The organism is Kitasatospora sp. NPDC001225 (genome assembly GCF_053597855.1).
Map to the genome: position 1 here is coordinate 14,193 of NZ_JBSFJC010000036.1, position 21,996 is coordinate 36,188.

General features: G+C 71.8%; 16 protein-coding genes. 5 read left to right on the plus strand and 11 right to left on the minus strand.

Going from position 1 to position 21,996, the window contains the following annotated elements; translation table 11 throughout:
- Positions 1-52 precede the first annotated feature (52 nt).
- Entirely contained in the window at positions 53-1,483 is a 1,431-nt protein-coding gene (pyk, locus tag ACWDCZ_RS15165) for a pyruvate kinase (RefSeq protein WP_049651553.1), read from the minus strand.
- A gap of 334 nt (positions 1,484-1,817) precedes the next feature.
- On the opposite strand from pyk, the gene ACWDCZ_RS15170 reads away from it, so the two are divergent.
- The 5 genes from ACWDCZ_RS15170 to ACWDCZ_RS15190 all read left to right on the plus strand — a co-directional run bounded on the left by ACWDCZ_RS15170 (position 1,818) and on the right by ACWDCZ_RS15190 (position 7,848).
- Positions 1,818-2,906, plus strand: a complete 1,089-nt coding sequence (locus tag ACWDCZ_RS15170; RefSeq protein ID WP_049651552.1) for a substrate-binding domain-containing protein — start codon at positions 1,818-1,820, stop codon at positions 2,904-2,906.
- Positions 2,903-4,558, plus strand: a complete 1,656-nt coding sequence (locus tag ACWDCZ_RS15175; RefSeq protein WP_380778192.1) for a vWA domain-containing protein — start codon at positions 2,903-2,905, stop codon at positions 4,556-4,558. The genes ACWDCZ_RS15170 and ACWDCZ_RS15175 overlap by 4 nt, the downstream gene beginning before the upstream one ends.
- Complete coding sequence (locus ACWDCZ_RS15180; RefSeq protein WP_380778190.1) at positions 4,545-5,099, plus strand: hypothetical protein; 555 nt, start codon at positions 4,545-4,547, stop codon at positions 5,097-5,099. Before ACWDCZ_RS15175 ends, ACWDCZ_RS15180 begins: the two co-directional genes overlap by 14 nt.
- Positions 5,100-5,366: 267 nt before the next feature.
- On the plus strand, positions 5,367-7,202 hold the full coding sequence (locus tag ACWDCZ_RS15185; protein ID WP_380743651.1) for a bifunctional metallophosphatase/5'-nucleotidase: 1,836 nt from the start codon (positions 5,367-5,369) through the stop codon (positions 7,200-7,202).
- Positions 7,203-7,278: 76 nt separating this feature from the next.
- Positions 7,279-7,848 (plus strand): Uma2 family endonuclease, encoded by a 570-nt coding sequence (locus tag ACWDCZ_RS15190; RefSeq protein WP_375873966.1) that lies wholly within the window; start codon positions 7,279-7,281, stop codon positions 7,846-7,848.
- 55 nt (positions 7,849-7,903) lie between these two features.
- Here ACWDCZ_RS15190 and ACWDCZ_RS15195 read toward each other — a convergent pair whose 3' ends face one another.
- From ACWDCZ_RS15195 to trpA, 10 genes are all read right to left on the minus strand, one after another.
- Entirely contained in the window at positions 7,904-9,361 is a 1,458-nt protein-coding gene (locus ACWDCZ_RS15195) for an aldehyde dehydrogenase family protein (protein ID WP_049651207.1), read from the minus strand.
- Positions 9,362-9,411: 50 nt separating this feature from the next.
- Complete coding sequence (locus ACWDCZ_RS15200; protein WP_049651208.1) at positions 9,412-10,278, minus strand: helix-turn-helix domain-containing protein; 867 nt, start codon at positions 10,276-10,278, stop codon at positions 9,412-9,414.
- Positions 10,279-10,602: 324 nt separating this feature from the next.
- Positions 10,603-12,063, minus strand: a complete 1,461-nt coding sequence (locus ACWDCZ_RS15205; protein ID WP_049651209.1) for a glutamate synthase subunit beta — start codon at positions 12,061-12,063, stop codon at positions 10,603-10,605.
- Positions 12,056-16,657 (minus strand): glutamate synthase large subunit, encoded by a 4,602-nt coding sequence (gene gltB, locus ACWDCZ_RS15210; protein WP_198959309.1) that lies wholly within the window; start codon positions 16,655-16,657, stop codon positions 12,056-12,058. Before gltB ends, ACWDCZ_RS15205 begins: the two co-directional genes overlap by 8 nt.
- Positions 16,658-17,073: 416 nt before the next feature.
- Complete coding sequence (locus ACWDCZ_RS15215) at positions 17,074-17,799, minus strand: VIT1/CCC1 transporter family protein (protein WP_107418648.1); 726 nt, start codon at positions 17,797-17,799, stop codon at positions 17,074-17,076.
- Between the two features lie 159 nt (positions 17,800-17,958).
- Positions 17,959-19,050, minus strand: coding sequence for a prolipoprotein diacylglyceryl transferase (gene lgt, locus ACWDCZ_RS15220; protein WP_449816126.1), 1,092 nt, complete (start codon positions 19,048-19,050; stop codon positions 17,959-17,961).
- A gap of 50 nt (positions 19,051-19,100) precedes the next feature.
- Positions 19,101-20,033, minus strand: a complete 933-nt coding sequence (locus ACWDCZ_RS15225) for a DsbA family protein (protein WP_449816127.1) — start codon at positions 20,031-20,033, stop codon at positions 19,101-19,103.
- Between the two features lie 51 nt (positions 20,034-20,084).
- Positions 20,085-20,594 (minus strand): MauE/DoxX family redox-associated membrane protein, encoded by a 510-nt coding sequence (locus tag ACWDCZ_RS15230; RefSeq protein ID WP_449816128.1) that lies wholly within the window; start codon positions 20,592-20,594, stop codon positions 20,085-20,087.
- 128 nt (positions 20,595-20,722) lie between these two features.
- Positions 20,723-20,926 carry a hypothetical protein gene (locus ACWDCZ_RS15235; RefSeq protein WP_049651214.1) on the minus strand — a complete coding sequence of 68 codons (204 nt, stop codon included), beginning with the start codon at positions 20,924-20,926 and terminating at the stop codon, positions 20,723-20,725.
- A gap of 260 nt (positions 20,927-21,186) precedes the next feature.
- The gene (trpA, locus tag ACWDCZ_RS15240) at positions 21,187-21,996 is read right to left on the minus strand and encodes a tryptophan synthase subunit alpha (RefSeq protein WP_375873970.1); all 810 of its coding nucleotides are present in this window, start codon (positions 21,994-21,996) and stop codon (positions 21,187-21,189) included.

Genomic DNA, 21,996 nt, shown 5'->3' on the forward strand with positions numbered 1-21,996 from the left:
GACGTCCCGTCGAATGGGGGACGCCGCCCGCGGACAGCCGTACGAGGATCGCTCAGGCGTCCAGCGTCCCCACGTGGTGGACGCGGACGAGGTTGGTGGAGCCGGCCAGGCCGGGGGGTGAGCCGGCGGTGATGACGACGATGTCGCCCTTCTGGCAGCGGCCGAGGGAGAGGAGGGCCGCGTCGACCTGTTCGACCATCTGGTCGGTGGTCGGGGCGAACGGGCCGAGGAAGGTCTCCACGCCCCAGGTGAGGGCGAGTTGGCTGCGTACGGCCGGTTCGTAGGTGAAGGCGAGGACGGGGATGGGCGAGCGGTAGCGGGTGAGCCGGCGGGCGGTGTCGCCGGACTGGGTGAAGGCGATCAGGTACTTGGCGTGCAGGAAGTCGCCGATCTCGGCGGCCGCGCGGGCGACGGCGCCGCCCTGGGTGCGCGGCTTGTTGCCGGTGGTGAGCGGCGGGAGGCCGGCGGCCAGGATGTCGTTCTCGGCGGCCTCGACGATCCGGGCCATGGTCTTGACCGTCTCGACGGGGTACTTGCCGACGGAGGTCTCGCCGGAGAGCATCACCGCGTCCGTCCCGTCGAGGACGGCGTTGGCGACGTCGGAGGCCTCGGCGCGGGTCGGCCGGGAGGTGTTGATCATCGAGTCGAGCATCTGGGTCGCGACGATGACCGGCTTGGCGTTGCGGCGGGCGAGCTTGATGGCGCGCTTCTGGACCAGCGGGACCTGTTCGAGGGGCATCTCCACGCCCAGGTCGCCGCGGGCCACCATGATCCCGTCGAAGGCGTCGACGACGGACTCCAGGTTGTCCACCGCCTGCGGCTTCTCGATCTTGGCGATGACCGGGACGTGCCGCCCCTCCTCCGCCATGATCCGGTGGACGTCCTCGATGTCCCGTCCGCTGCGGACGAACGAGAGCGCGATGAGGTCGGCCCCGGTCCGCAGTGCCCACCGCAGGTCGGCGACGTCCTTGTCGCTGAGTGCGGGGACGGAGACGGAGACGCCGGGGAGGTTGAGGCCCTTGTGGTCGGAGACCAGGCCGCCCTCGATGACGAGGCACCGTACGTGCGGCCCGTCGACGGCGACGACCTCCAGGGTGACCCGGCCGTCGTCGACCAGGATGCGCTCCCCGCGGCCGACGTCACCGGCGAGCCCGGAGTAGGTGGTTCCGCAGCGGTCCTTGTCCCCCACGACGTCCTTGTCGGTGGAGATGGTGAACTCGTCGCCGCGTTCGAGAAGTACCGGCCCGTGGGCGAAGGTGTCGAGCCGGATCTTCGGGCCTTGAAGGTCGACGAGGACGCCGACGCTGCGGCCGGTCTCGTCGGCGGCCTTGCGGACGCGGCGGTAGCGTTCCTCGTGCTCGGCGTGCAGGCCGTGGCTGAGGTTCAGTCGGGCGATGTCCATCCCGGCGTCGACCAGGGATTTGATCTGGTCGTACGAGTCGGTGGCGGGCCCGAGGGTACAGACGATTTTTGCTCGGCGCATAGTGCTGAGACTAGGCATTACCGACGCGTAACCTCGACGCGGGTCCGGACTGCGGGATGACCGTTGCCGTAAGGCGAGTTGAACAATCTGACACATCCTCGGACCGCTGTGCGAACACCCTTCCCCACGCCCCTCCCGCGCTCCCTCCGCACGCCTCCCGCGCCGCCCGCCGCCGCGATGCCGATGCGATTCCGTGAAGGCCTGTTCACCCCTGGTTCATCGCCGCTTCCGCCCCCGCTCCCCGCCCGGCGGGACGCTCGTCACCCCCGGGTCGCGGCCCGGGCGTCCGGGCCACCACCCGGACGAAGGAGCGGGCGAGGGGGAGGCGTTCGGTATGCGACGCGCACTGGGGGTGGTCGCGGCCCTGGTCCTGCTGGGCGGGGTCGGCTACGCGCTGATCGACCACAACGGACCGGACACCAAGACGGTCACCGTCACCGGCCTGATCGGCTCGGAGAAGCGCGCCTTCTTCGAGAACGACGAGGTCAAGGCCGAGTTGGCGAAGCAGGGCCTGCTGGTCCGGGCGGACTCGACCGGCTCCTGGACGATGAGCGACCAGGCGGCCAAGACCCCGGGGCTGGACTTCGCCTTCCCGGCGAGCGCGGCACCGGCCCGGGAGATCCAGCGCATCTGGAAGCTGCAGGACTCCCCGCTGGTGCCGTTCTACTCGCCGCTGGTGATCGTGGCCCACCCGTCGGTGGCCGAGGTCCTGCAGAACAACAAGCTGGCCGAGCTGGACCCCGTCAGCGGCGTCTGGACCTTCCGGATGGACGAGTACGTCAACGCCCTGAAGGGCGGCCGCAGATGGGAGGGCCTGTCCGGCGCCGACAAGCACCCCGAGCTGTCCGGCCAGCTCTTCGTGACCACCACCGACCCGGAAAGTTCGTCCTCCGGCGCGATGTACCTCGCGCTGCTCTCCTACGTCGCCAACAACCACCAGGTGGTGTCGGACGACGCCGGCGTCGCCGCCGTCAAGGACGTCCTGCACACCGCGAACGCGCTGCAGGGCATCCAGAAGAGCAGCAGCGACGAGCCGTTCCGGGACTTCGGCGCGGGGATCGGCAACCCGCTGATCTTCGCGTACGAGTCGCAGGCCGCCACCCTGGCGCTGCAGAACAAGCCGACCGGGGACATGGTGGTGCTGTACCCGGACACCACCGTCTACTCGGACCACACCCTCGTGGCCCACACCGACAGCGGCCGCAAGCTCGCCGACGTCCTCCAGAACGACGAGGTGCTGCGCAACCTGGAGGCCCGGTTCGGCCTGCGGCCGCAGGCCAAGCCGGAGGCCTTCGCGAACCTGATGCGGGAGAAGAAACCGACCTTCGCACCCGATCTGACCGCCGCCAGGATCAAGCAGGCGACCCTGCCCTCGCTGGACAACCTGCAGAAGCTGACCGCCGCGGCGAAGGGGACCAAGTGACCAACCCGACGAGGCGCCGCGGCTGGCTCACGGCCGCGCTGGCCGCCGTGCTCGCCGCGGCCACCGCCTGCACCTCCACCGGCGGCGGCGACCCCGCCCCGAAGCCCACCGACCCGCCCGCCGAGACGGCCCGCCCCGGGGTGCTGCGCGTCCTGGCCGGCAGTGAACTCCAGGACCTGGCACCGGTCCTGGAGGACGCCCGGAAGGCCACCGGGGTGACCGTGCAGTTCTCCTGGACGGGCACCCTGGACGGCGCGGACACCGTCGCCTCGGGCCGGGCCGACGGCAAGTACGACGCCGTGTGGTTCCCGTCCAACCAGTACCTGCGGCTCGATCCGGCCGGGAAGTCCAAGCTGGTCTCGGAGACCCCGGTGATGGTGTCGCCGGTGGCGATCGGGGTGCGCTCCTCGGCGCTCGGCGAACTCGGCTGGGGCGACGGGTCGAAGGTCACCTGGGCGCAGGTCGGCGCCGCGGCCTCGGCCGGCAAGCTGCCGTACGGGATGGCCGACCCGTCCCGCTCCAACTCGGGCTTCTCCACCCTCGTCGCGGTGGCCTCGGCCTTCTCCGGCGCGGGCGCGGCGCTGACCGACGCGGACGTGCAGAAGGCCGCCCCGCAGCTGAAGGAGTTCTTCAAGGGCCAGAAGCTGACCTCGGGTTCGTCCGGCTGGCTGGCGCAGGCGTACACCCGGGCCGAGTCGGGCGTGGTGGGCGCGCTGGTGAACTACGAGTCGGTGCTGCTGTCGCTGAACCGGACGCTGTCGCCGCAGCAGCAGCTGACCGTGGTGCGGCCGGTGGACGGCGTGGTGTCGGCGGACTACCCGCTCTCGCTGATGTCCTCCGCCGCGCAGGAGCAGCGCGACTCCTTCCAGCGGCTGACCGCGTACCTGCTCAAGGAGGACGTGCAGAAGCGCATCTCCGAGCTGACGCTGCGCCGCCCGGTGACGGCGGGCGCGGCCCCGGCCGCCGGGCTGCCCGCGGACCGCCGCCGGGAGCTGCCGTTCCCGGGCACCAGGGCGGTCGCGGACGGCCTGCTGGCCTCGTACCAGAACGAGCTGCGCCGCCCGTCCCGGACGGTGTACGTGCTGGACACCTCGGGCTCGATGGAGGGCTCGCGGATCGCCGCGCTGAAGAGCGCGCTGGGCCGGCTGACCGGGTCGGACGACACCCGCGGGGTGCGCCGCTTCCGGGACCGCGAGGAGATCACGCTGCTCTCCTTCGCCTCCGCGGTGAAGTGGACCAGGACCCACGTGGTGCCGGCCACCGGCGGCAGTCCGGGCCCGGAGGCGGAGCTGGCGTCGATCGACGCGGACGTGCAGTCGCTGGCCGCCTCGGGCGGGACGGCGGTGTACTCCTCGCTGGAGGAGGCGTACCGGGTGATCGAGCGCCAGCAGGCCGCGGCCGGCGACGACCGGTTCACCTCGATCGTGCTGATGACCGACGGGGAGAGCAACGCCGGTGCGACGGACGGCGACTTCAAGCGCTTCCACGACGCGCTGCCGGCCGGGGAGAAGGCGATCCCGGTGTTCCCGATCAGGTTCGGGGAGGCGGCGGTGAACCAGCTCCAGGGGATCGCGGACCTGAGCGGCGGCAAGCTGTTCGACGGGACGGGCTCGCTGGACGGGGTGTTCGAGGAGATCCGTGGCTACCAGTAACGGGTTCGGCCCCCGGGCGCTGCGCTACCTGGAGTCGGCCCGCAACCTGGTCGGCTGCGCGGGCGGCGCGGTCGGCCTGGGGCTGCACTTCGCCGGGCTGGGCGGGGTCTGGTGGCCGGGGGTCGTGGCGGGGCTGTACGGGGTGGGCGCGCTGCTGACGCCCGCCCCGAAGCCCCGGCCGCCGCTCCCGCCGCGGCCGGAGCCGCAGCCGCCCGAGGTCTCCGCGCCTCCGGCCCCCAAGCCGGAGCCGGTCCCCGCACCGGAGCCCGCCCCCGCGCCCGACCCGGAGCTGGTGGCGCTGGCCGCCTACCTGGACACCGTGCCGCTGCCGCCCTCCGCCGGGGTGGACGGCCTGCTGGCGGCGCTGCGCGCGGCCGGCCCGGGCCCGGTGGCGGAGCGGATCGTCCGGGACCGGCTGCCGGTCGCGGTGGCCGGCTACCTGCGGGCGCGGACCTGGCAGCCCTGGGCGGGGCCGGACGATCCGGACCCGGCGGTCCAGCTGGGCCGCGAGGTCGACCGGTTGGCGGGCGAGCTGGCCTGACCCGGCATCGGCCGGCCCGCGCCCTTCGCACCTCCGCCCCTCAGGCCTCCGCGCCTCCGTACCACCCCACGTCTCCCCCACGCCCGTCACGAACGAGTCGCCAAGATCTCACCTCCTGGACAGGTCAGGGGGCTATTCAGCACCCCGGCTCGCACGGCACACTTCTACGCGCGTCCCTCTACGCGCGTCGACGCGTGCACGCACACTTTTGTTCACGAACACCAGTTGACGGTCCATCCGCCGTCGTCCCACTCGGGAGAGTCGTCCATGACCCTGAACCGCCGTGACTTCGTCACCCGGTCCGCCGCCACCGCCGCCGGCGCAGCCCTGGCCGGCGGCGCCGCCCTGGCCGCCGCCCCCTCCGCCGCGGCCGCCCAGCCGGACGCGGCGGCCGCCAAGGGCCAGCAGCGCAAGCCGCGCACGCAGGCCTTCACCGTCATGGGCACCACCGACCTGCACGGCCGGGTGCTCAACTGGGACTACTTCACCGACGCCGAGTACACCGACAAGGCCCACAACGCGGTCGGCCTCGCCAAGATCTCCACGCTGGCCAACCAGGTGCGCGAGGAGAAGGGCTGGGACCGCTGCCTGCTCATCGACTCCGGCGACACCATCCAGGGCACCCAGCTGTCCTACTACTACGCCCGGATCGAGTCGATCGACACCGAGGCCAACACCGTGCCGGACCACCCGATGGCCGTCGCCATGAACCTCATGGAGTACGACGCCGCCGCGCTCGGCAACCACGAGTTCAACTACGGCATCCCGCTCCTGAAGGCCTACGAGGAGCAGCTGGAGTTCCCGCTGCTGGGCGCCAACGCGCTGAACGCGAAGAACGAGAAGCCGGCCTTCAAGCCGTACGTGATCAAGGAGCTGCGCCTGGGCGGCGGCCGTCCGGTGCGGGTCGGCATCCTCGGCCTGACCAACCCGGGCATCGCGATCTGGGACAAGGCCAACGTCAGCGGCAAGATGGTCTTCCCGGGCATCGTGGAGACCGCCGCCACCTGGGTGCCGAAGATGAAGGCCGCGGGCGCGGACGTCATCGTGGTCTCGGCGCACTCCGGCTGCGACGAGGCGACCACCTGGGGCGACCAGCTGCCGTGGGCCGAGAACGTCTCGGTCGCGCTGGCGGAGACCGTCCCGGACATCGACGCGGTGCTGGTGGGCCACGCCCACAAGGAGGTCCCGCAGCGCCTGGTCGTCAACAAGAAGACCGGCCGCACGGTCGTCCTCTCCGAGCCGCTCTGCTACGGCCAGCGGCTGACCTGCTTCGACTTCGAGGTCGAGTTCACGGGCGGCGCCTGGAAGGTCGCCTCGGTCTCCTCCCGGCTGCTGAACTCCAACACCGTGCCGGAGAACCCGGAGATCACCGACGCGATCGCCGGGCAGCACAAGAAGGTCGTCGCGTACGTCAACCAGAACATCGGCACCAGCAAGATCGCGCTGTCGATCGCCGACGCCCCCTTCAAGGCCACCCCGATCATCGACCTGATCGGCCGGGTCCAGGCCGACGCCGTCAAGGCCGCGCTGGCGGGCGGCCAGTACGCCAACCTCCCGGTGCTGGCCCAGGCCGCCCCGTTCAACCGCACCGCCCTGATCCCGTCCGGCCAGGTGAAGCTGCGCGACGCCGCGGGCCTCTACATCTACGAGAACACCCTGGAGGCCCGCATCCTGACGGGCGCCCAGCTCAAGGACTACCTGGAGTACTCGGTCAAGTACTACAACCAGCTCGCCCCGGGCGCCCCGGTCGACAAGGACAAGCTGACCGGCGCCGAGGCCACCCCGGACTACAACTACGACTCGCTCTACGGCCTGAGCTACGACATCGACATCGCCCAGCCGAAGGGCTCGCGGATCGTCAACCTGTCCTTCCAGGGCAAGCCGATCGACCCGGCCGCCGAGTTCGTCCTCGCCGTCAACAACTACCGTGCCAACGGCGGCGGCAACTTCCCGCACGTCGCCAAGGCCAAGATGGTCTGGTCGAACTCCGACGAGATCCGCAACACCATGATCGCCTGGGTGAAGGCCAAGGGCGTCATCGACCCCGCCGAGTTCTTCACCGACTCCTGGCGCCTGGTCCGCGCCGGCCAGCCGGTCTTCTGATCCGCACTCCCCGAGCGAAAGGCCGTCGCCCCGTCCGGCGACGGCCTTTCGGCCTGTCCGGTGGAAGAATGGCGCCATGAGCGAGTTCCAGATCCCCGAGCGCCACGCGAGGCTGCTGGCCTACGCGGAGAGCCTGACGCCTCCGGCCGGGTGGAAGATCGAGATCTCCGGCGACGAGATCATCATGACGGCCGGCCCCTCGGTGATCCACCAGCGCAACCTGCTGCTCGTCCGCGAGCAGTTCGACGCCCACCGCCCCGCCGAAACGATGCCGAGCGAGAACACCGACCTCGCCTCCCCGAACGTCGGCAAGCTCCGCAACCCCGACCTGACCTACATCCCCCTCTCGGCGCTGGAGGAGGGCGGCAACCAGGTCCCCGCCGAGCAGGCGGCCATCGCGGTGGAGATCGTCTCCCCGTCGAACCCGGAGAACGACCTGGTCGGCAAGGTCCGCGACTACCCACTGATGGCCATCCCGCTGTACCTGCTGATCGACCCGCGCGAGGGCGACCTGACGCTCTACGCCGAGCCGTCCGACAGCGGCTACCGCTGGCGCTGGAACGGCAAGTTCGGCGACCCGGTCCCGCTCCCGGCCCCCTTCGGCTTCGAGCTCGCCACCGACGCCCTGCTCCGCTACCCCGCCTGACGCCACGGGCCTCCCGGCGGCAGCCGCCGGGAGGCCCTCGCGTCCGAACCGCGGGTCAGAAGGGGAAGACCGCGCGCTCGTGCTGGACGGATATCCACTTCAGGGTGGTGAAGGCGTCCACCGTGGACTCGCCGTTGAGGCGGCCGACGCCGGAGTTCTTCTCGCCGCCGAAGGGCACGCCCGGCTCGTCGGCGATGGTGCCGCCGTTGACGTGGATCATGCCGGTCTCGATCCGCTGGGCGAGCTTTACGCCGCGCTCGGTGTTCCCGGTGTGCACCGCGCCGCTGAGGCCGAAGGGCGTGGCGTTGGCGAGCCGGACGGCCTCGTCCTCGCCGTCGAAGGGCACCAGCAGGACGACCGGGCCGAAGAGTTCGGTCCGCAGGATCGGCGCGTCCTCGGCCAGGCCGGTGAGGACCACCGGCTCCATCAGGCTGCCGACCGTGTCGCCGCGCAGCAGCGCGGTGGCGCCGGCCGCGACGGCCTGGTCGACCTGGGCGCGCAGGCCGTCGGCCTGGACGGGGTTGATCAGCGGGCCGATGTGGGTGGCCGGGTCCCGCGGGTCGCCGACGGTGAGCGAGGCGACCTTGGCGACGAACTTCTCGGTGAACTCGGCCTCGACGGACCGGTCCACCAGCACCCGGTTGGCGGCCATGCAGACCTGCCCCTGGTGGACGAAGCGGCTGAACACCGCGGCGTCCACGGCGTGGTCCACGTCGGCGTCGTCCAGGACGATCAGCGCGCTGTTGCCGCCGAGTTCCAGGACGGTGCGCTTGAAGTGCCCGGCGGCGACGGTGGCGACGTGCCGGCCGACCTTGTCGGAGCCGGTGAAGGAGATCACCTTGGGCACCGGGTGCTCCAGGAAGCTGTCGCCGATCTCGGCGATGTCGGTGATCACCACGTTCAGCAGGCCGGGCGGGAGCCCCGCGTCCTCGAAGAGCTTGGCGATCAGCCCGCCGCCGACCACCGGGGTCTCCTGGTGCGGCTTGAGGACGACGCCGTTGCCGAGCGCGAGCGCCGGGGCGACGGCCTTGAGCGCCAGGAACAGCGGGAAGTTGAACGGGCTGATCACGCCGACCACGCCGACCGGCAGCCGGTAGAGGCGGTTCTCCCGGCCCTGGGCGGGCGAGGTCAGCAGCCGGCCCTCGGGGGCCACCGACAGGTGCAGGCACTCCCGCAGCACGTCCTTGACCAGCGACAGTTCGAAGCCCGCCTTCAGCGCGGTGCCGCCGAGTTCCGCCATGACCGCCTGGACGATCTCCGGCTCGCGCTCCTCCAGCAGCCGCAGCGCGCGCTCGAAGACCAGCCGCCGCTGGTAGGGGTTGGTGGCGGCCCACTGCTTCTGGGCGCGCTCGGCGGCGCGGTAGGCCAGGTCGACCTCGGCGACGGTGGCGACGGTGATGGTGGCGAGCTTGTCGCCGGTGTAGGGGTCGACGTCGACGATGTCCCAGGAGCCGCTGCCGCTGCGCCACTCACCATCGATGTACTGCAGGGCCAACTCGGAGAAGTACGACATCTGATCCCTCTCATGCACCCGACCTGATGGGGGATCATCGTACTGACGTCTTACAGTTCCTGGCGCACGGAATGCAGCAGGTCGCGGGTCAGTGCCGGGCTCAGACTGTCGGCGACCAGGTCGTCCATCGCGTGCCGGTACTCGGCCACCTCGGCGGGCTTGTCCAGGTAGAGCGCGGTGGTGAACTGCTCCAGGTACACCACGTCCGACAGTTCGGCCTCGGCGAAGCCCAGGACGGTGAACGCGCCGCTCTCGGCGCTCAGCCCGGCGTTGCCCAGCGGCAGCACCTGGAGCCGGACGTTGGGCAGTTCGCTCAGCTCCAGCAGCCGGTCCAGCTGGCCCCGCATCAGCTCCGCGCCGCCCCAGGGCCGGCGCAGCGCGGCCTCGTCCAGCACCGCGACCAGCCGCGGCGCCCGCTCGCCGGTCAGCACCGCCTGCCGCTTGAGCCGTACGTCGACCCGGCGCTCGATCTCCTCCGGCCCGGTGGCGTGGCAGCCGGCGGTGACCACGGCCCGGGCGTAGTCGGCGGTCTGGAGCAGCCCGTGGACGAACTGGACCTCGTAGCTGCGGATCTCGGCCGCGGCCTCCTCCAGTCCCAGGTAGTTCTGGAACCAGCCGGGCAGGACGTCCCCGTACTCGTGCCACCAGGAGCTGGCGTTGGCGTCGCGCAGCAGTCCGAGGACGGTGGCCCGCTCCTGTTCGACCTCGACCCCGTACAGGGTGAGCAGGTCGGCGACGTCGCGTTCCTTGAAGCCGACCCGGCCGAGCTCCATGCGGCTGATCTTGGACTCGGAGGCCCGGATCGAGTACCCGGCCTCCTCCCGGCTGACGCCTCTGGCCTCGCGGAGCTTGCGCAGCTGGGTACCGAGCAGCAGGCGCCGTACCGTGGCGCCCCCGCCTGCCTGAGTCGTGCCCATCGACGTCATCCTCCGCGCTCGCCCAGCCCCCCGGCCGTCGGCCGCAGTCTGCCACCTGGCACCGACGAACAACAGCCCACTGTCCCGGAACCCGCCGGGCGCCGAACAACTCCGGCCGTTTGTCCGAGAGTTGCCGCGGCCCGGGGAGGACTCAGGGGCCTCCGTGCGGGTACGCGACGGCGCCCGCCCTCCAACTGGTCGGGGAAGAGGGCAGGCGCCAGGAGACCGCGTTGGCCCGGCGACTCTGACGGGGGCAGCGGGTTGAGCTCCCGGCGATGCGGCGCCGGGGGTTCGGGGTGGGCCGGTCGGAGCGTCCGGGGCCCGTCAGACCACCAGGGGGCGGTCGGTGGGCCGGATCGGCGCGGGAAGCGGGGTCTTGCCGCCGAGGTACTTGTCCACCGCCGCGGCGGCCGAGCGGCCTTCCGCGATGGCCCAGACGATCAGCGACTGGCCACGGCCGGCGTCTCCGCAGACGTACACGCCATCGACATTGGTGGCGAACCGGCCATCGCGGGCAATGTTACCGCGCGCGTCGAGGTCCGCTCCCAGCTGCTCGACCAGCCCGTTGCGCACGTCCGTCCCGGTGAAGCCCATGGCCAGGGTGACCAGCTGGGCCGGGATGGCCCGCTCGGTGCCGGGGACCTGCTCGAACCGGCCGTCCCTGAACTCCACCTCGACGAGGTGCAGCTCCTGGACGTTGCCGTCCTCGTCGCCGCTGAAGTGGGTGGTGCTGACCGAGTAGATCCGCTCGCCGCCCTCCTCGTGCGCGGAGGTGACCTTGTACGTCATCGGCATGGTCGGCCACGGCTGGTGCCCGGGCCGGTCCTCGCCGGGCCGCGGCATGATCTCCAGCTGGGTGACGGAGGCCGCCCCCTGCCGGTGGGCGGTGCCGACGCAGTCCGCGCCGGTGTCGCCGCCGCCGATCACGACCACGTGCTTGCCCTTGGCGCTGATCGGCGACTCCACGAAGTCGCCCTCCTGCACCTTGTTGGCCAGCGGCAGGTACTCCATGGCCTGGTGGACGCCCTTGAGCTCGCGCCCGGGCACCGGCAGGTCGCGGGCGGTGGTGGCGCCGGCCGCGACGACCACGGCGTCGAAGCGCTCGCGCAGCTGCTGCCCGGTGATGTCCTCGCCGACGTGCACGCCGGTGCGGAACCGGGTGCCCTCCGCCCGCATCTGTTCGATGCGGCGGTTGATGTGGCGCTTCTCCATCTTGAACTCGGGGATGCCGTAGCGCAGCAGTCCGCCGATCCGGTCGGCCCGCTCGTACACGACGACGGTGTGCCCGGCGCGGGTGAGCTGCTGGGCGGCGGCGAGGCCGGCCGGGCCGGAGCCGACGACGGCGACGGTCTTGCCGGAGAGCCGCTCCGGGACCTGCGGGGTGACCCCGCCGCGGTCCCAGGCCTTGTCGATGATGGTGACCTCGACGTTCTTGATGGTCACCGCGTCCTGGTTGATGCCGAGGACGCACGCGGACTCGCACGGGGCCGGGCACAGGCGGCCGGTGAACTCCGGGAAGTTGTTGGTGGCGTGCAGCCGCTCGATCGCGCCGACGAAGTCGTCCCGGTAGGCCAGGTCGTTCCACTCGGGGATGAGGTTCCCGAGCGGGCAGCCGTTGTGGCAGAACGGGATGCCGCAGTCCATGCAGCGGCCGGCCTGCTTGGTGATGATCGGCAGGAGGCTGCGCTCGACGTAGACCTCGTTCCAGTCCCGCAGACGGACGTCCACGGGGCGGCGCTCGGCCAGCTGCTTGGGCGTGGTCAGGAAGCCCTTGGGGTCAGCCATTAGCCGCCTCCATCATCTTGCGAGTGGTCTCGGCCTCGGAGAGGCCATCGCGCTCAGCGGCGTCCTTGGCGGCGAGCACTGCCTTGTAGTCGGTCGGCATGATCTTGGAGAAGCGGGAGACCCCGCTGCCCCAGTCCGCCAGGAGCTCGGCGGCGACGGTGGAGCCGGTCTCCTCGTAGTGCTGCTGCACGGTCTCGCGCAGCCAGTCGCGGTCGGCGGCGGTGGGGGCCTCGATGCCCACCATGCCGTCGTTGACGTTCGCGGGGCGCAGGTCCAGGACGTACGCGATGCCGCCGGACATGCCCGCCGCGAGGTTGCGCCCGGTCTCGCCGAGGACGACGACCCGGCCGCCGGTCATGTACTCCAAGCCGTGGTCGCCGACGCCCTCGACCACCAGGGTGGCCCCGGAGTTGCGGACGGCGAAGCGCTCGCCGGCCTTGCCGCGCAGGTGGACGCGGCCCGCGGTGGCGCCGTAGCCGATGGTGTTGCCGGCGATGACGTGGTTCTGCGCGTCGTTGCCGATGGCGGCCGCCTCGCGGGCCGGTCGGACGATCACCACGCCGCCGGAGAGGCCCTTGCCGACGTAGTCGTTGGCGTCGCCCTCCAGCCGCAGGGTCACGCCGCGCGGCAGGAACGCGCCGAAGGACTGCCCGGCGGAGCCGGTGAAGGTGACGTCGATGGTCCCCTCCGGCAGGCCCTCGCCCCGGTACCGCTTGGTCACCTCGTGGCCGAGCATGGTGCCGACGGTGCGGTTGACGTTGCGGATCGGCAGCTGGATCCGGACGGTCTCGCCGCGCTCCAGCGCGTCCTCGGCGAGGGCGATCAGCTGGTTGTCCAGGGCCTTGTCCAGCGCGTGGTCCTGGGTGGTGGTGCGGTGGCGGGCGGCCCCCTCGGGCAGCGCCGGCACGTGGAACAGCGGGGCGAGGTCCAGCCCGGCGGCCTTCCAGTGGTCGATCGCGGCCCGGGCGTCGATGTGCTCGGCGCGGCCGACGGCCTCCTCGATCGAGCGGAAGCCCAGCGAGGCCAGGATCTCCCGGACCTCCTCGGCGATGAACTCGAAGAAGTTGACCACGAACTCGGGCTTGCCGGAGAACCGCTCGCGCAGCACCGGGTTCTGGGTGGCGACGCCGACCGGGCAGGTGTCCAGGTGGCAGACCCGCATCATGATGCAGCCGGAGACCACCAGCGGGGCGGTCGCGAAGCCGAACTCCTCGGCGCCGAGCAGCGCGGCGATGACCACGTCGCGGCCGGTCTTCAGCTGGCCGTCGGTCTGGACGACGATGCGGTCGCGCAGCCCGTTGAGCAGCAGGGTCTGCTGGGTCTCGGCGAGGCCGAGCTCCCAGGGGCCGCCCGCGTGCTTCAGCGAGGTGAGCGGCGAGGCGCCCGTCCCGCCGTCGTGCCCGGAGACCAGGACGACGTCGGCGTGCGCCTTGGACACGCCGGCCGCGACCGTGCCGACGCCGACCTCGGAGACCAGCTTCACGTGGATGCGGGCCGCCGGGTTGGCGTTCTTGAGGTCGTGGATCAGCTGCGCCAGGTCCTCGATCGAGTAGATGTCGTGGTGCGGCGGCGGCGAGATCAGGCCGACGCCCGGGGTGGAGTGCCGGGTCCTGGCGACCCACGGGTAGACCTTGTGGCCGGGCAGCTGGCCGCCCTCGCCGGGCTTGGCGCCCTGGGCCATCTTGATCTGGATGTCGTCGGCGTTGACGAGGTACTCGGAGGTGACGCCGAACCGGCCGGAGGCGACCTGCTTGATCGCCGAGCGGCGCTCCGGGTCGTACAGGCGGTCCGGGTCCTCGCCGCCCTCGCCGGTGTTGGACTTGCCGCCGAGGCGGTTCATCGCGATGGCCAGGGTCTCGTGCGCCTCGCGGGAGATCGAGCCGTACGACATGGCGCCGGTGGAGAAGCGCCGGACGATCGCGGAGACCGGCTCGACCTCCTCGACCGGGATCGGCTCCCGCTCCAGGCCGTTCAGCCGGAACAGGCCGCGCAGCGTCATCAGCCGCTCGGACTGCTCGTTCACCCGGTCCGTGTACTGCTTGAAGATGTCGTACCGGCGGTTGCGGGTGGCGTGCTGGAGGCGGAAGACGGTGTCCGGGTCGAACAGGTGCGGCTCGCCCTCGCGGCGCCACTGGTACTCGCCGCCGATCTCCAGCGCGCGGTGCGCGGCCGGGATGCCGGAGGCCGGGTACGCCTTGGCGTGCCGGGCGGCGGTCTCGCGGGCGATCTCCTCCAGGCCGATGCCGCCGAGCTTGGTGGTGGTGCCGGAGAAGTAGCCGTCGACGAGGTCCTGGGAGAGGCCGATGGCCTCGAAGACCTGGGCGCCTCGGTAGGAGGCGACGGTCGAGATGCCCATCTTGGACATGACCTTGAGCACGCCCTTGCCGAGCGCCTTGATCAGGTTGCGGATCGCCTTCTCGGGCTCGACGCCCTCGATGAACACGCCCTGGGCGACCAGGTCCTCGACGGACTCCATCGCCAGGTACGGGTTGACCGCCCCGGCGCCGTAGCCGATCAGCAGCGCGACGTGGTGCACCTCGCGGACGTCGCCCGCCTCGACCAGCAGCGACACCCGGGTGCGCTGCTTGGTGCGGATCAGGTGGTGGTGCACGGCCGAGGTGAGCAGCAGCGAGGGGATCGGCGCGTGCTCGGCGTCGGAGTGCCGGTCGGAGAGCACGACGATCCGGGCGCCGTCGGCGATCGCCGCGTCGGCCTCGGCGGCGATCTCGGCGAGCCGGGAGGCCAGGCCCTCGCCGCCGGAGGCGACCTTGTAGAGGCCGGAGAGCGTGACGGCCTTCAGGCCGGGCTGGTCGCCGTCGGCGTTGATGTGGACGAGCTTGGCGAGCTCGTCGTTGTCGATCACGGGGAAGGTGATCCCGACCGAGCGGCAGGACGCGGCCTCGGCGGCCAGCAGGTTGCCCTCCGGGCCGAGGTTGGACAGCAGCGAGGTGACGAGCTCCTCGCGGATGGCGTCCAGCGGCGGGTTGGTGACCTGCGCGAAGAGCTGCACGAAGTAGTCGAACAGCAGGCGCGGCTTCTCGCTCAGCGCGGCGATCGGCGAGTCGGTGCCCATCGAGCCGAGCGCCTCGGCGCCGGTGCGCGCCATCGGCGCGAGGATGACCCGCAGCTCCTCCTCGGTGTAGCCGAAGGTCTGCTGGCGGCGGGTGACGGAGGCGTGGGTGTGGAAGATGTGCTCGCGCTCGGGCAGCTTGGCGAGCTGGATCTGCCCGCCGTCGACCCACTCCTGGTAGGGGTGCTCGGCGGCGAGGGCGGACTTGACCTCCTCGTCCGGGACGATCCGGCCCTCGGCGGTGTCCACCAGGAACATCCGGCCGGGCTGGAGGCGGCCCTTCCGGACGACCTTCTCCTGCTCGATGTCGAGGACGCCGACCTCGGAGGAGAGGACGACCAGGCCGTCCTCGGTGATCCAGTACCGGGCCGGGCGCAGGCCGTTGCGGTCGAGCACGGCGCCGATCTGGTTGCCGTCGGTGAAGGTGACGCAGGCCGGGCCGTCCCAGGGCTCCATCAGGTTGGAGTGGTACTGGTAGAAGGCGCGGCGGTCCGGGCTCATGGTGGCGTGGTTCTCCCACGCCTCCGGGATCATCATCAGCACCGAGTGCGGCAGCGAGCGGCCGCCGAGGTGGAGCAGCTCCAGGACCTCGTCGAAGGAGGCGGAGTCGGAGTGCTCCGGCGTGCAGATCGGGAAGATCCGCTCCAGGCCCTGGCCCTTGCTGTTGGCGGGGATGAGGTCGGTCGCGAGCTGCGACTCCCGGGCGTGCATCCAGTTGCGGTTGCCCTTGACCGTGTTGATCTCGCCGTTGTGCGCGACGAAGCGGTACGGGTGGGCGAGCGGCCAGCTCGGGAAGGTGTTGGTGGAGAACCGCGAGTGCACCAGGCCGATCGCGGACGCGTAGCCGCGGTCCGACAGGTCGGGGAAGAAGGGCTCCAGCTGGCCGGTGGTCAGCATGCCCTTGTAGACGATGGTGCGCGCGGACAGCGACGGGAAGTACACCCCGGCCTCGCGCTCGGCCCGCTTGCGGACCACGAAGGCGGTCCGGTCGAGCTCGATGCCGGCCGTGCCGTCCTTCGCCAGGAAGAGCTGCCGGAACCGCGGCATCACGCTGCGCGCGGTGGCGCCGAGCAGGTCCGGGGTGACGGGGACGTCGCGCCAGCCGAGGACGGTCGTGCCCTCCTCGGCCGCGATCGCCTCGATCCGCGCGACGGCGGCGGCGTCCTTCTCGTCGTCCTCGGGGAGGAAGGCGATGCCGACGGCGTAGGAGCCGGCCGCCGGGAGCTCGAAGGGGACCTTCCCGCGCAGGAAGGCGTCCGGGACCTGGGTCAGGATGCCGGCGCCGTCGCCGGAGTCCGGCTCGGCGCCGGTGGCGCCGCGGTGCTCCAGGTTGCGCAGGACGTTCAGCGCCTGCTCGACGATGGTGTGGTCGGCGATGCCCGTCAGCGTGGCGACGAAACCGACGCCACAGGCGTCGTGCTCGTTCCGCGGGTCGTACAGGCCCTGGGCAGCAGGTCGCGCATCCGGCACGAGCGCGTACGGCTGGCGGGCGGCGCCGGCCTGGGGCTCGTTGGCGGAGTGCATGGATGCAGACAGCATCGGCTCTCCCGTCGTCGTCTTTCGGCAAGGTGGTGCAAGGAGGGACGACGTTGGCCCTGATGCGATGGTGCGGTGTCGTGCGAGTTACATGATGCCCACGATCCCGAGAAGCGGAATATCCCGTCCACATGGCGGGACGGCGCGCAGGTCGGGGGGCGTGTGAGAGGACGTGCCACAGTGCACGTCCCGACGATTGTGCCCAACCGTCCACCGCCTGAAACAGGGGCGAAACCGGGCCGCCACAGAAGCCGATCATGGACGCCTGGGAATCCATCCCGGGAGCCCGTCCGCGGATGCGAATCCGCGGCTCGGAGGCCCGGATGGTGAGACACTGCCAGGCGCCGTCCGAGGCCCATGTGTGAAACGTCACCCACTCACCAGCATAACCATGCACTCCATGGTCACCCCAGATGGCCGCCGATCAGCCACCCGAGCAGGTAGGTCACCCCGGCCGCCGCACCGCCCAGCACCAGCTGCCGCAGCCCGCTGAACCACCAGCTGCGCGCCGTCACCCGGGCCACCACCGCGCCGCACAGGAACAGCCCGGCCCCCGCCAGCAGCATCGCCGGCAGCAGCGCGGTCGCCCCCAGCAGGTACGGCAGCAGCGGCAGCAGCGCACCGAGCGCGAAGCACAGGAACGACGAGCCGGCCGCCACCAGCGGCGAGGGCAGGTCGGTCGGGTCGACGCCCAGCTCCTCGCGGGCGTGCACCTCCAGAGCCAGCTCCGGGTCCGCGGACAGCTGCCGGGCCACCTCGTGGGCCAGCTCCGGGTCCACCCCGCGCGAGACGTACAGCTGGGCCAGCTCGGCCAGCTCCCCGTGCGGGTTGCGGCTCAGCTCCAGCCGCTCGGCCTCGATCTCGGCCTGCACCAGCTCCCGCTGCGAGGCCACCGAGGTGTACTCCCCCGCCGCCATCGAGCAGGCACCGGCCGCCAGGCCCGCCAGCCCGGTCAGGATCACCGTCCCGTTGGACGCCGCCCCGCCGACCACGCCGGTCATCAGCGCGAAGTTGGACACCAGCCCGTCCACCGCGCCGAACACGGCCGGCCGCAGCCAGCCGCCGTTGACGTCCCGGTGGTGGTCCGCCGCGGGTATCCGGGGCTGGTGCCCGGCGTCGGCCTCCATCATGGTCGCACTCATCGTCGTTCCCCTCCGTCGTCGTTCGTCAGCCCTGAACGTAGCCCGTCTGACCTGGGCATTTCCAGCAAAGTAAGGCTGTCCGAACACCACTGAGGCCACCCTTCGCGAGCCTCGCGAAGGGTGGCCTCAGCCGGGGGAACTCCCAGGTCAGATCGGGTTCTTGACGTCCTCGCCGGCCGTCTCGGCGGCCGGCTTCCCCTCCACGGGCCCGGCCGGCTTCCGCAGAACCGGCTTCCCGTCGGCCTTTTCCTCGGCCTTGCCGTCGGCCTTCTCCTCGGCCTTCCCGGCCTTCCCGGCCTTCTCCTCGGACTTCTCGGCCTTCTTGCCGCCCTTGCCCTCGCCCCGGGCGGCCTCCGTCGCGGCACCGCCCGTCGCGGCGGCCTCCGCTGCGGCGTCCCGCTCCTCCTGCGCGGCCGGATCGATGCTCGCCGGGTCCTCCCGCCCGGGCCGCTTCCTGCCCACGATCACGAAGTACGCCACCGCGCCCACGAACACCGCGATGGACACCCAGTCGTTCAGCCGCAGGCCGAAGTAGACGTGCGCGTCGTCGATCCGCAGCCACTCGATCCAGAACCGGCCCACCGTGTACGCGGCCACGTACAGCGCGAACGCCCGGCCGTGGCCCAGCGTGAAGCGGCGGTCCGCCCAGATCACCAGCAGCGCGACACCGACGCACCACAGCGACTCGTACAGGAAGGTCGGCTGGTAGACGCCCTTCACGACCTCGCCGTTGGGCAGCGTCTTGTCGATCTCCAGGCCCCACGGCAGGGTGGTCGACCGACCGTACAGCTCCTGGTTGAAGTAGTTGCCCCAGCGGCCCAGCGCCTGCGCGAGGGCGATGCCCGGCGCGATGGCGTCGGCGTACGCGGGCAGCGGCACGCCCCGGCGGCGGGCGCCGATCCAGGCGCCGACCGCGCCCAGCGCGACCGCGCCCCAGATGCCGAGGCCGCCCTCCCAGATCTTGAGGGCGTCCCAGGGGTTCTTCCCCTCGGCGAAGTACAGGCGGCCGCCGTCGGTGATCACGTGGTAGAGGCGGCCGCCGACCAGGCCGAACGGTACGGCCCACACGGCGATGTCGCCGACGGTGTGCTTGGCACCGCCCCGGGCGACCCAGCGCTTGCTGCCGAGCCAGACGGCCACGACGACACCGAGGATGATGCAGAAGGCGTAGGCGCGCAGCGGGATCGGTCCGAGGTACAGGACGCCCCGCGACGGGCTGGGAATGTAGGCGATATCCATGGCAGTTCCGACGCTACAGGGTCCGAAGGCCCGCTCGGACACCCTTGGGGTCACAGAAACCGAACAACGGGCCGCGCCGCCGCCTCCGGACGGGGAGGGGCGGCGCGGCCCGGCGGGCTCAGCCGGCCGTCGGCGACGGGTTGTTGGCCTCCGAGGCGGTGCCGGTCGGCGCCGGGGTCTGCCCGTGCGAACCCCGCCGTGCCCAGCTGCTTGCCCTGGTTCGCGGCGTCCACCCACTTCGCCAGGTTCGCCGGGGTGATCTCCTCGCTGCCGTTCTTCGGGTAGACCGGCTGGCCGTTGAGCAGCACCGTCGGCGTGGACTTGAAGCTGGACTTGTCGAAGTCCTGCTGCACCGCGGACACCCAGCCGCCGAACCTGCTGTCCTTGACGCAGGACTGGAACGCGGGCGTGTCCAGGCCGTTGACCTGCTTGGCCAGGCCGAGCAGCACGGCCTTGTCGCCGAAGGCGTCGTTGGTCTCGTCCGGCTGGTTGCGGTACAGCACGTCGTGGAAGTCCCGGAAGTGCCCGGCGTCCTGGGCGCAGCCCAGCGCGTTGGCGCCGTTCCGGGAGCCCTTGCCCGCCACGGCCCGGTCGATGAACGACACGATGTGGTAGTTCGTGTAGATCTTCCCGGCGTCCTCCAGCTGGTCGATGGTCGACGAGAACTCGCGCTCGAAGGTGCCGCAGGCGGGGCAGCGCGGGTCCTCGTAGACGGTGAGGACGGAGGGCGCGTTGTCGGCGCCGACCGGGATGACCAGGTTCTTGTCGCCGATCGTCCCGGCCGGGGCGGCGACCGGCGTCTCCGGCTTGGAGCGCTGGTTCTGCACCACGACGCCGACGATCACCGCGGCGGCGATCACCGCGAGCACGGAGCCGCCCACGATCAGCTTCTTCTTGCGCCGGGAGGAGGCCTCGTCGGCCGCCCGCTGCTCCAGCATCCGCTCACGGGCGGTGCGCTTGCCTTCTCGGTTCTTCTCGCTCATTGCGTTGACATCCACGGTCGGGGCCTTCGTCGGGGTGCAGGGATGTGGGGGTCAGCTCGCCAGCCGGCCGTCCGCCGACAGCCGGGTGCGGGGCCGCCACAGCAGCCACCCGGCCAGCAGCAGGAACCCGGTGTCGCGCAGGATCTCCTGGAGGTACTCCGTCTGGGACGCGTCGACGTGCCCGCCGCCGCCGAAGCAGCCGCAGTCGATCGAGATGCCGCGCGCCCAGGCGGAGGCGATCCCGGCGATGAACGCCAGCAGCAGGAGCGCGGAGACCCCGGCCACCAGCCGGACGCCGAGGCCCACCACCAGCAGCAGGGCCAGCGCCAGCTCCAGGAACGGCAGGCCGTAGCCGATCGGCTTGACCAGGCCCTCGGGGAGGATCTCGTAGGCCCGGACGGCCTGCGCGGCCTCCGCCGGGTCGGAGATCTTCGCCAGCCCGGCCCACCCCCAGACCACCGCGAGGCCGAGCCGGACGACCGTGCCGAGCCACTCGCTCCAGGCCGGCACCGGCCGCCCCGCGGTCGGCGTGGGCGCGGAGCCACCGGGCTGCGCGGTCATCAGGGAACCCCCCTCGGGAAACTCGTTCACTCCCTGAGGAACCGTCGGGGGCGGAGGGGGGTTTCTCCGCGGTCGGGAATGACGCCGGATGAGTGACGTTCCGTCCGAACAGTCCGAACACCCGAGCGTCAGCGGCACCCCGCCAACCACCCCGCCTCGAACAGATCGGGATGCCGGGCCGCCTCCGCGCACGCCACCGCCTCCCGCTCCGCCCGCTCGGCACCCCGCTTCGCCAACGCGTGGCCCACCTCCACGTGCACCCCGACCGCGCCGACGAGCACCACCACGGCCGCCGCCGCCCGCAGCAGGACGGCCCGCTGGACACTCCGCACCGGCTCACCCCTTCCCGCTCGCCCCGGCAACCGTTCGTGCACTCCTCCCTCCACTCAACGTCCGCCAACCCCGCCTGATGCGTGTCCCCACCCCTTGTTCACCCGTTCGGGTCCGCACTCCGGTCGGCGCGCACGGCAAATGCCGCGCGCCCGGGGCCGCGCCCCTCAGGAGCGCGGCCCCGGAAACACACCCACGAAAGACCGGCGGCCCCCCACTCCCGAGGAGTGGAGGGCCGCCGGCCTGATGGTCCTACCGCGCGTCAGCTCCGCCGCACGCCCGAGGCCAGCTCCCCGGCCAGGGCCCGCACCGCGTCCAGCGCCGCTTCCTCGTCCTCGCCCGCGGCCAGGATCCGCTTCACGAACGCCGACCCCACGATGACCCCGTCCGCGAACCGGGCGACCTCCGCCGCCTGCACCGCGTCCGAGACCCCGAGCCCGACGCAGACCGGCAGGTCGGTGGTGGCCCGGGTCCGGGCGACCAGGTCCTCGGCCATCGAGCCGACGGCCGACCGCGTCCCGGTCACGCCCATCACCGCGGCCGCGTACACGAACCCGCTGCCCGCCGCCGTGACCTCCGCCAGCCGCGCGTCCTTGCTGCTGGGGGCGACCACGAACACGGTGTCCAGACCGTGCTCGTCCGCCGCCTTGCGCCACTCCTCGGACTCCTCCACCGGCAGGTCCGGCAGGATGCAGCCGGCCCCGCCCGCGGCCGCCAGGTCGGCGGCGAACCGCGCCACCCCGTAGCGGTCGACCGGGTTCCAGTACGTCATCACCAGCACCGCCGCCGCGGGGTGCGCGGAGGCGACCTCCTGGACGGTGCGCAGCACGTCCTTGATCCGCACACCGCCCCGCAGCGCGATGTCGTCGGCGGTCTGGATGACGGCGCCGTCCAGCACCGGGTCGGAGTGCGGCAGCCCGACCTCGACCACGTCGCAGCCGCCCTCGATCAGCGCGTTGACCGCCCGGATGCCGCCGTCCACGGTCGGGAACCCGGCCGGCAGGTAGCCGATCAGCGCGGCCCGGTCCTCGGCCTTGGCCGCGGCCAGGATGTCGCTCAGCTTGGAAGCCAT

Bases quoted from the DNA above. Each gene is read 5' to 3' on its own strand.
- pyk (WP_049651553.1), bottom strand. From the start codon at position 1,483: ATGCGCCGAGCAAAAATCGTCTGTACCCTCGGGCCCGCCACCGACTCG.
- ACWDCZ_RS15170 (WP_049651552.1), top strand. From the start codon at position 1,818: ATGCGACGCGCACTGGGGGTGGTCGCGGCCCTGGTCCTGCTGGGCGGG.
- ACWDCZ_RS15185 (WP_380743651.1), top strand. From the start codon at position 5,367: ATGACCCTGAACCGCCGTGACTTCGTCACCCGGTCCGCCGCCACCGCC.
- ACWDCZ_RS15190 (WP_375873966.1), top strand. From the start codon at position 7,279: ATGAGCGAGTTCCAGATCCCCGAGCGCCACGCGAGGCTGCTGGCCTAC.
- ACWDCZ_RS15195 (WP_049651207.1), bottom strand. From the start codon at position 9,361: ATGTCGTACTTCTCCGAGTTGGCCCTGCAGTACATCGATGGTGAGTGG.
- ACWDCZ_RS15200 (WP_049651208.1), bottom strand. From the start codon at position 10,278: ATGGGCACGACTCAGGCAGGCGGGGGCGCCACGGTACGGCGCCTGCTG.
- ACWDCZ_RS15205 (WP_049651209.1), bottom strand. From the start codon at position 12,063: ATGGCTGACCCCAAGGGCTTCCTGACCACGCCCAAGCAGCTGGCCGAG.
- gltB (WP_198959309.1), bottom strand. From the start codon at position 16,657: ATGCACTCCGCCAACGAGCCCCAGGCCGGCGCCGCCCGCCAGCCGTAC.
- ACWDCZ_RS15215 (WP_107418648.1), bottom strand. From the start codon at position 17,799: ATGATGGAGGCCGACGCCGGGCACCAGCCCCGGATACCCGCGGCGGAC.
- lgt (WP_449816126.1), bottom strand. From the start codon at position 19,050: ATGGATATCGCCTACATTCCCAGCCCGTCGCGGGGCGTCCTGTACCTC.
- ACWDCZ_RS15225 (WP_449816127.1), bottom strand. From the start codon at position 20,033: ATGAGCGAGAAGAACCGAGAAGGCAAGCGCACCGCCCGTGAGCGGATG.
- ACWDCZ_RS15230 (WP_449816128.1), bottom strand. From the start codon at position 20,594: ATGACCGCGCAGCCCGGTGGCTCCGCGCCCACGCCGACCGCGGGGCGG.
- trpA (WP_375873970.1), bottom strand. From the start codon at position 21,996: ATGGCTTCCAAGCTGAGCGACATCCTGGCCGCGGCCAAGGCCGAGGAC.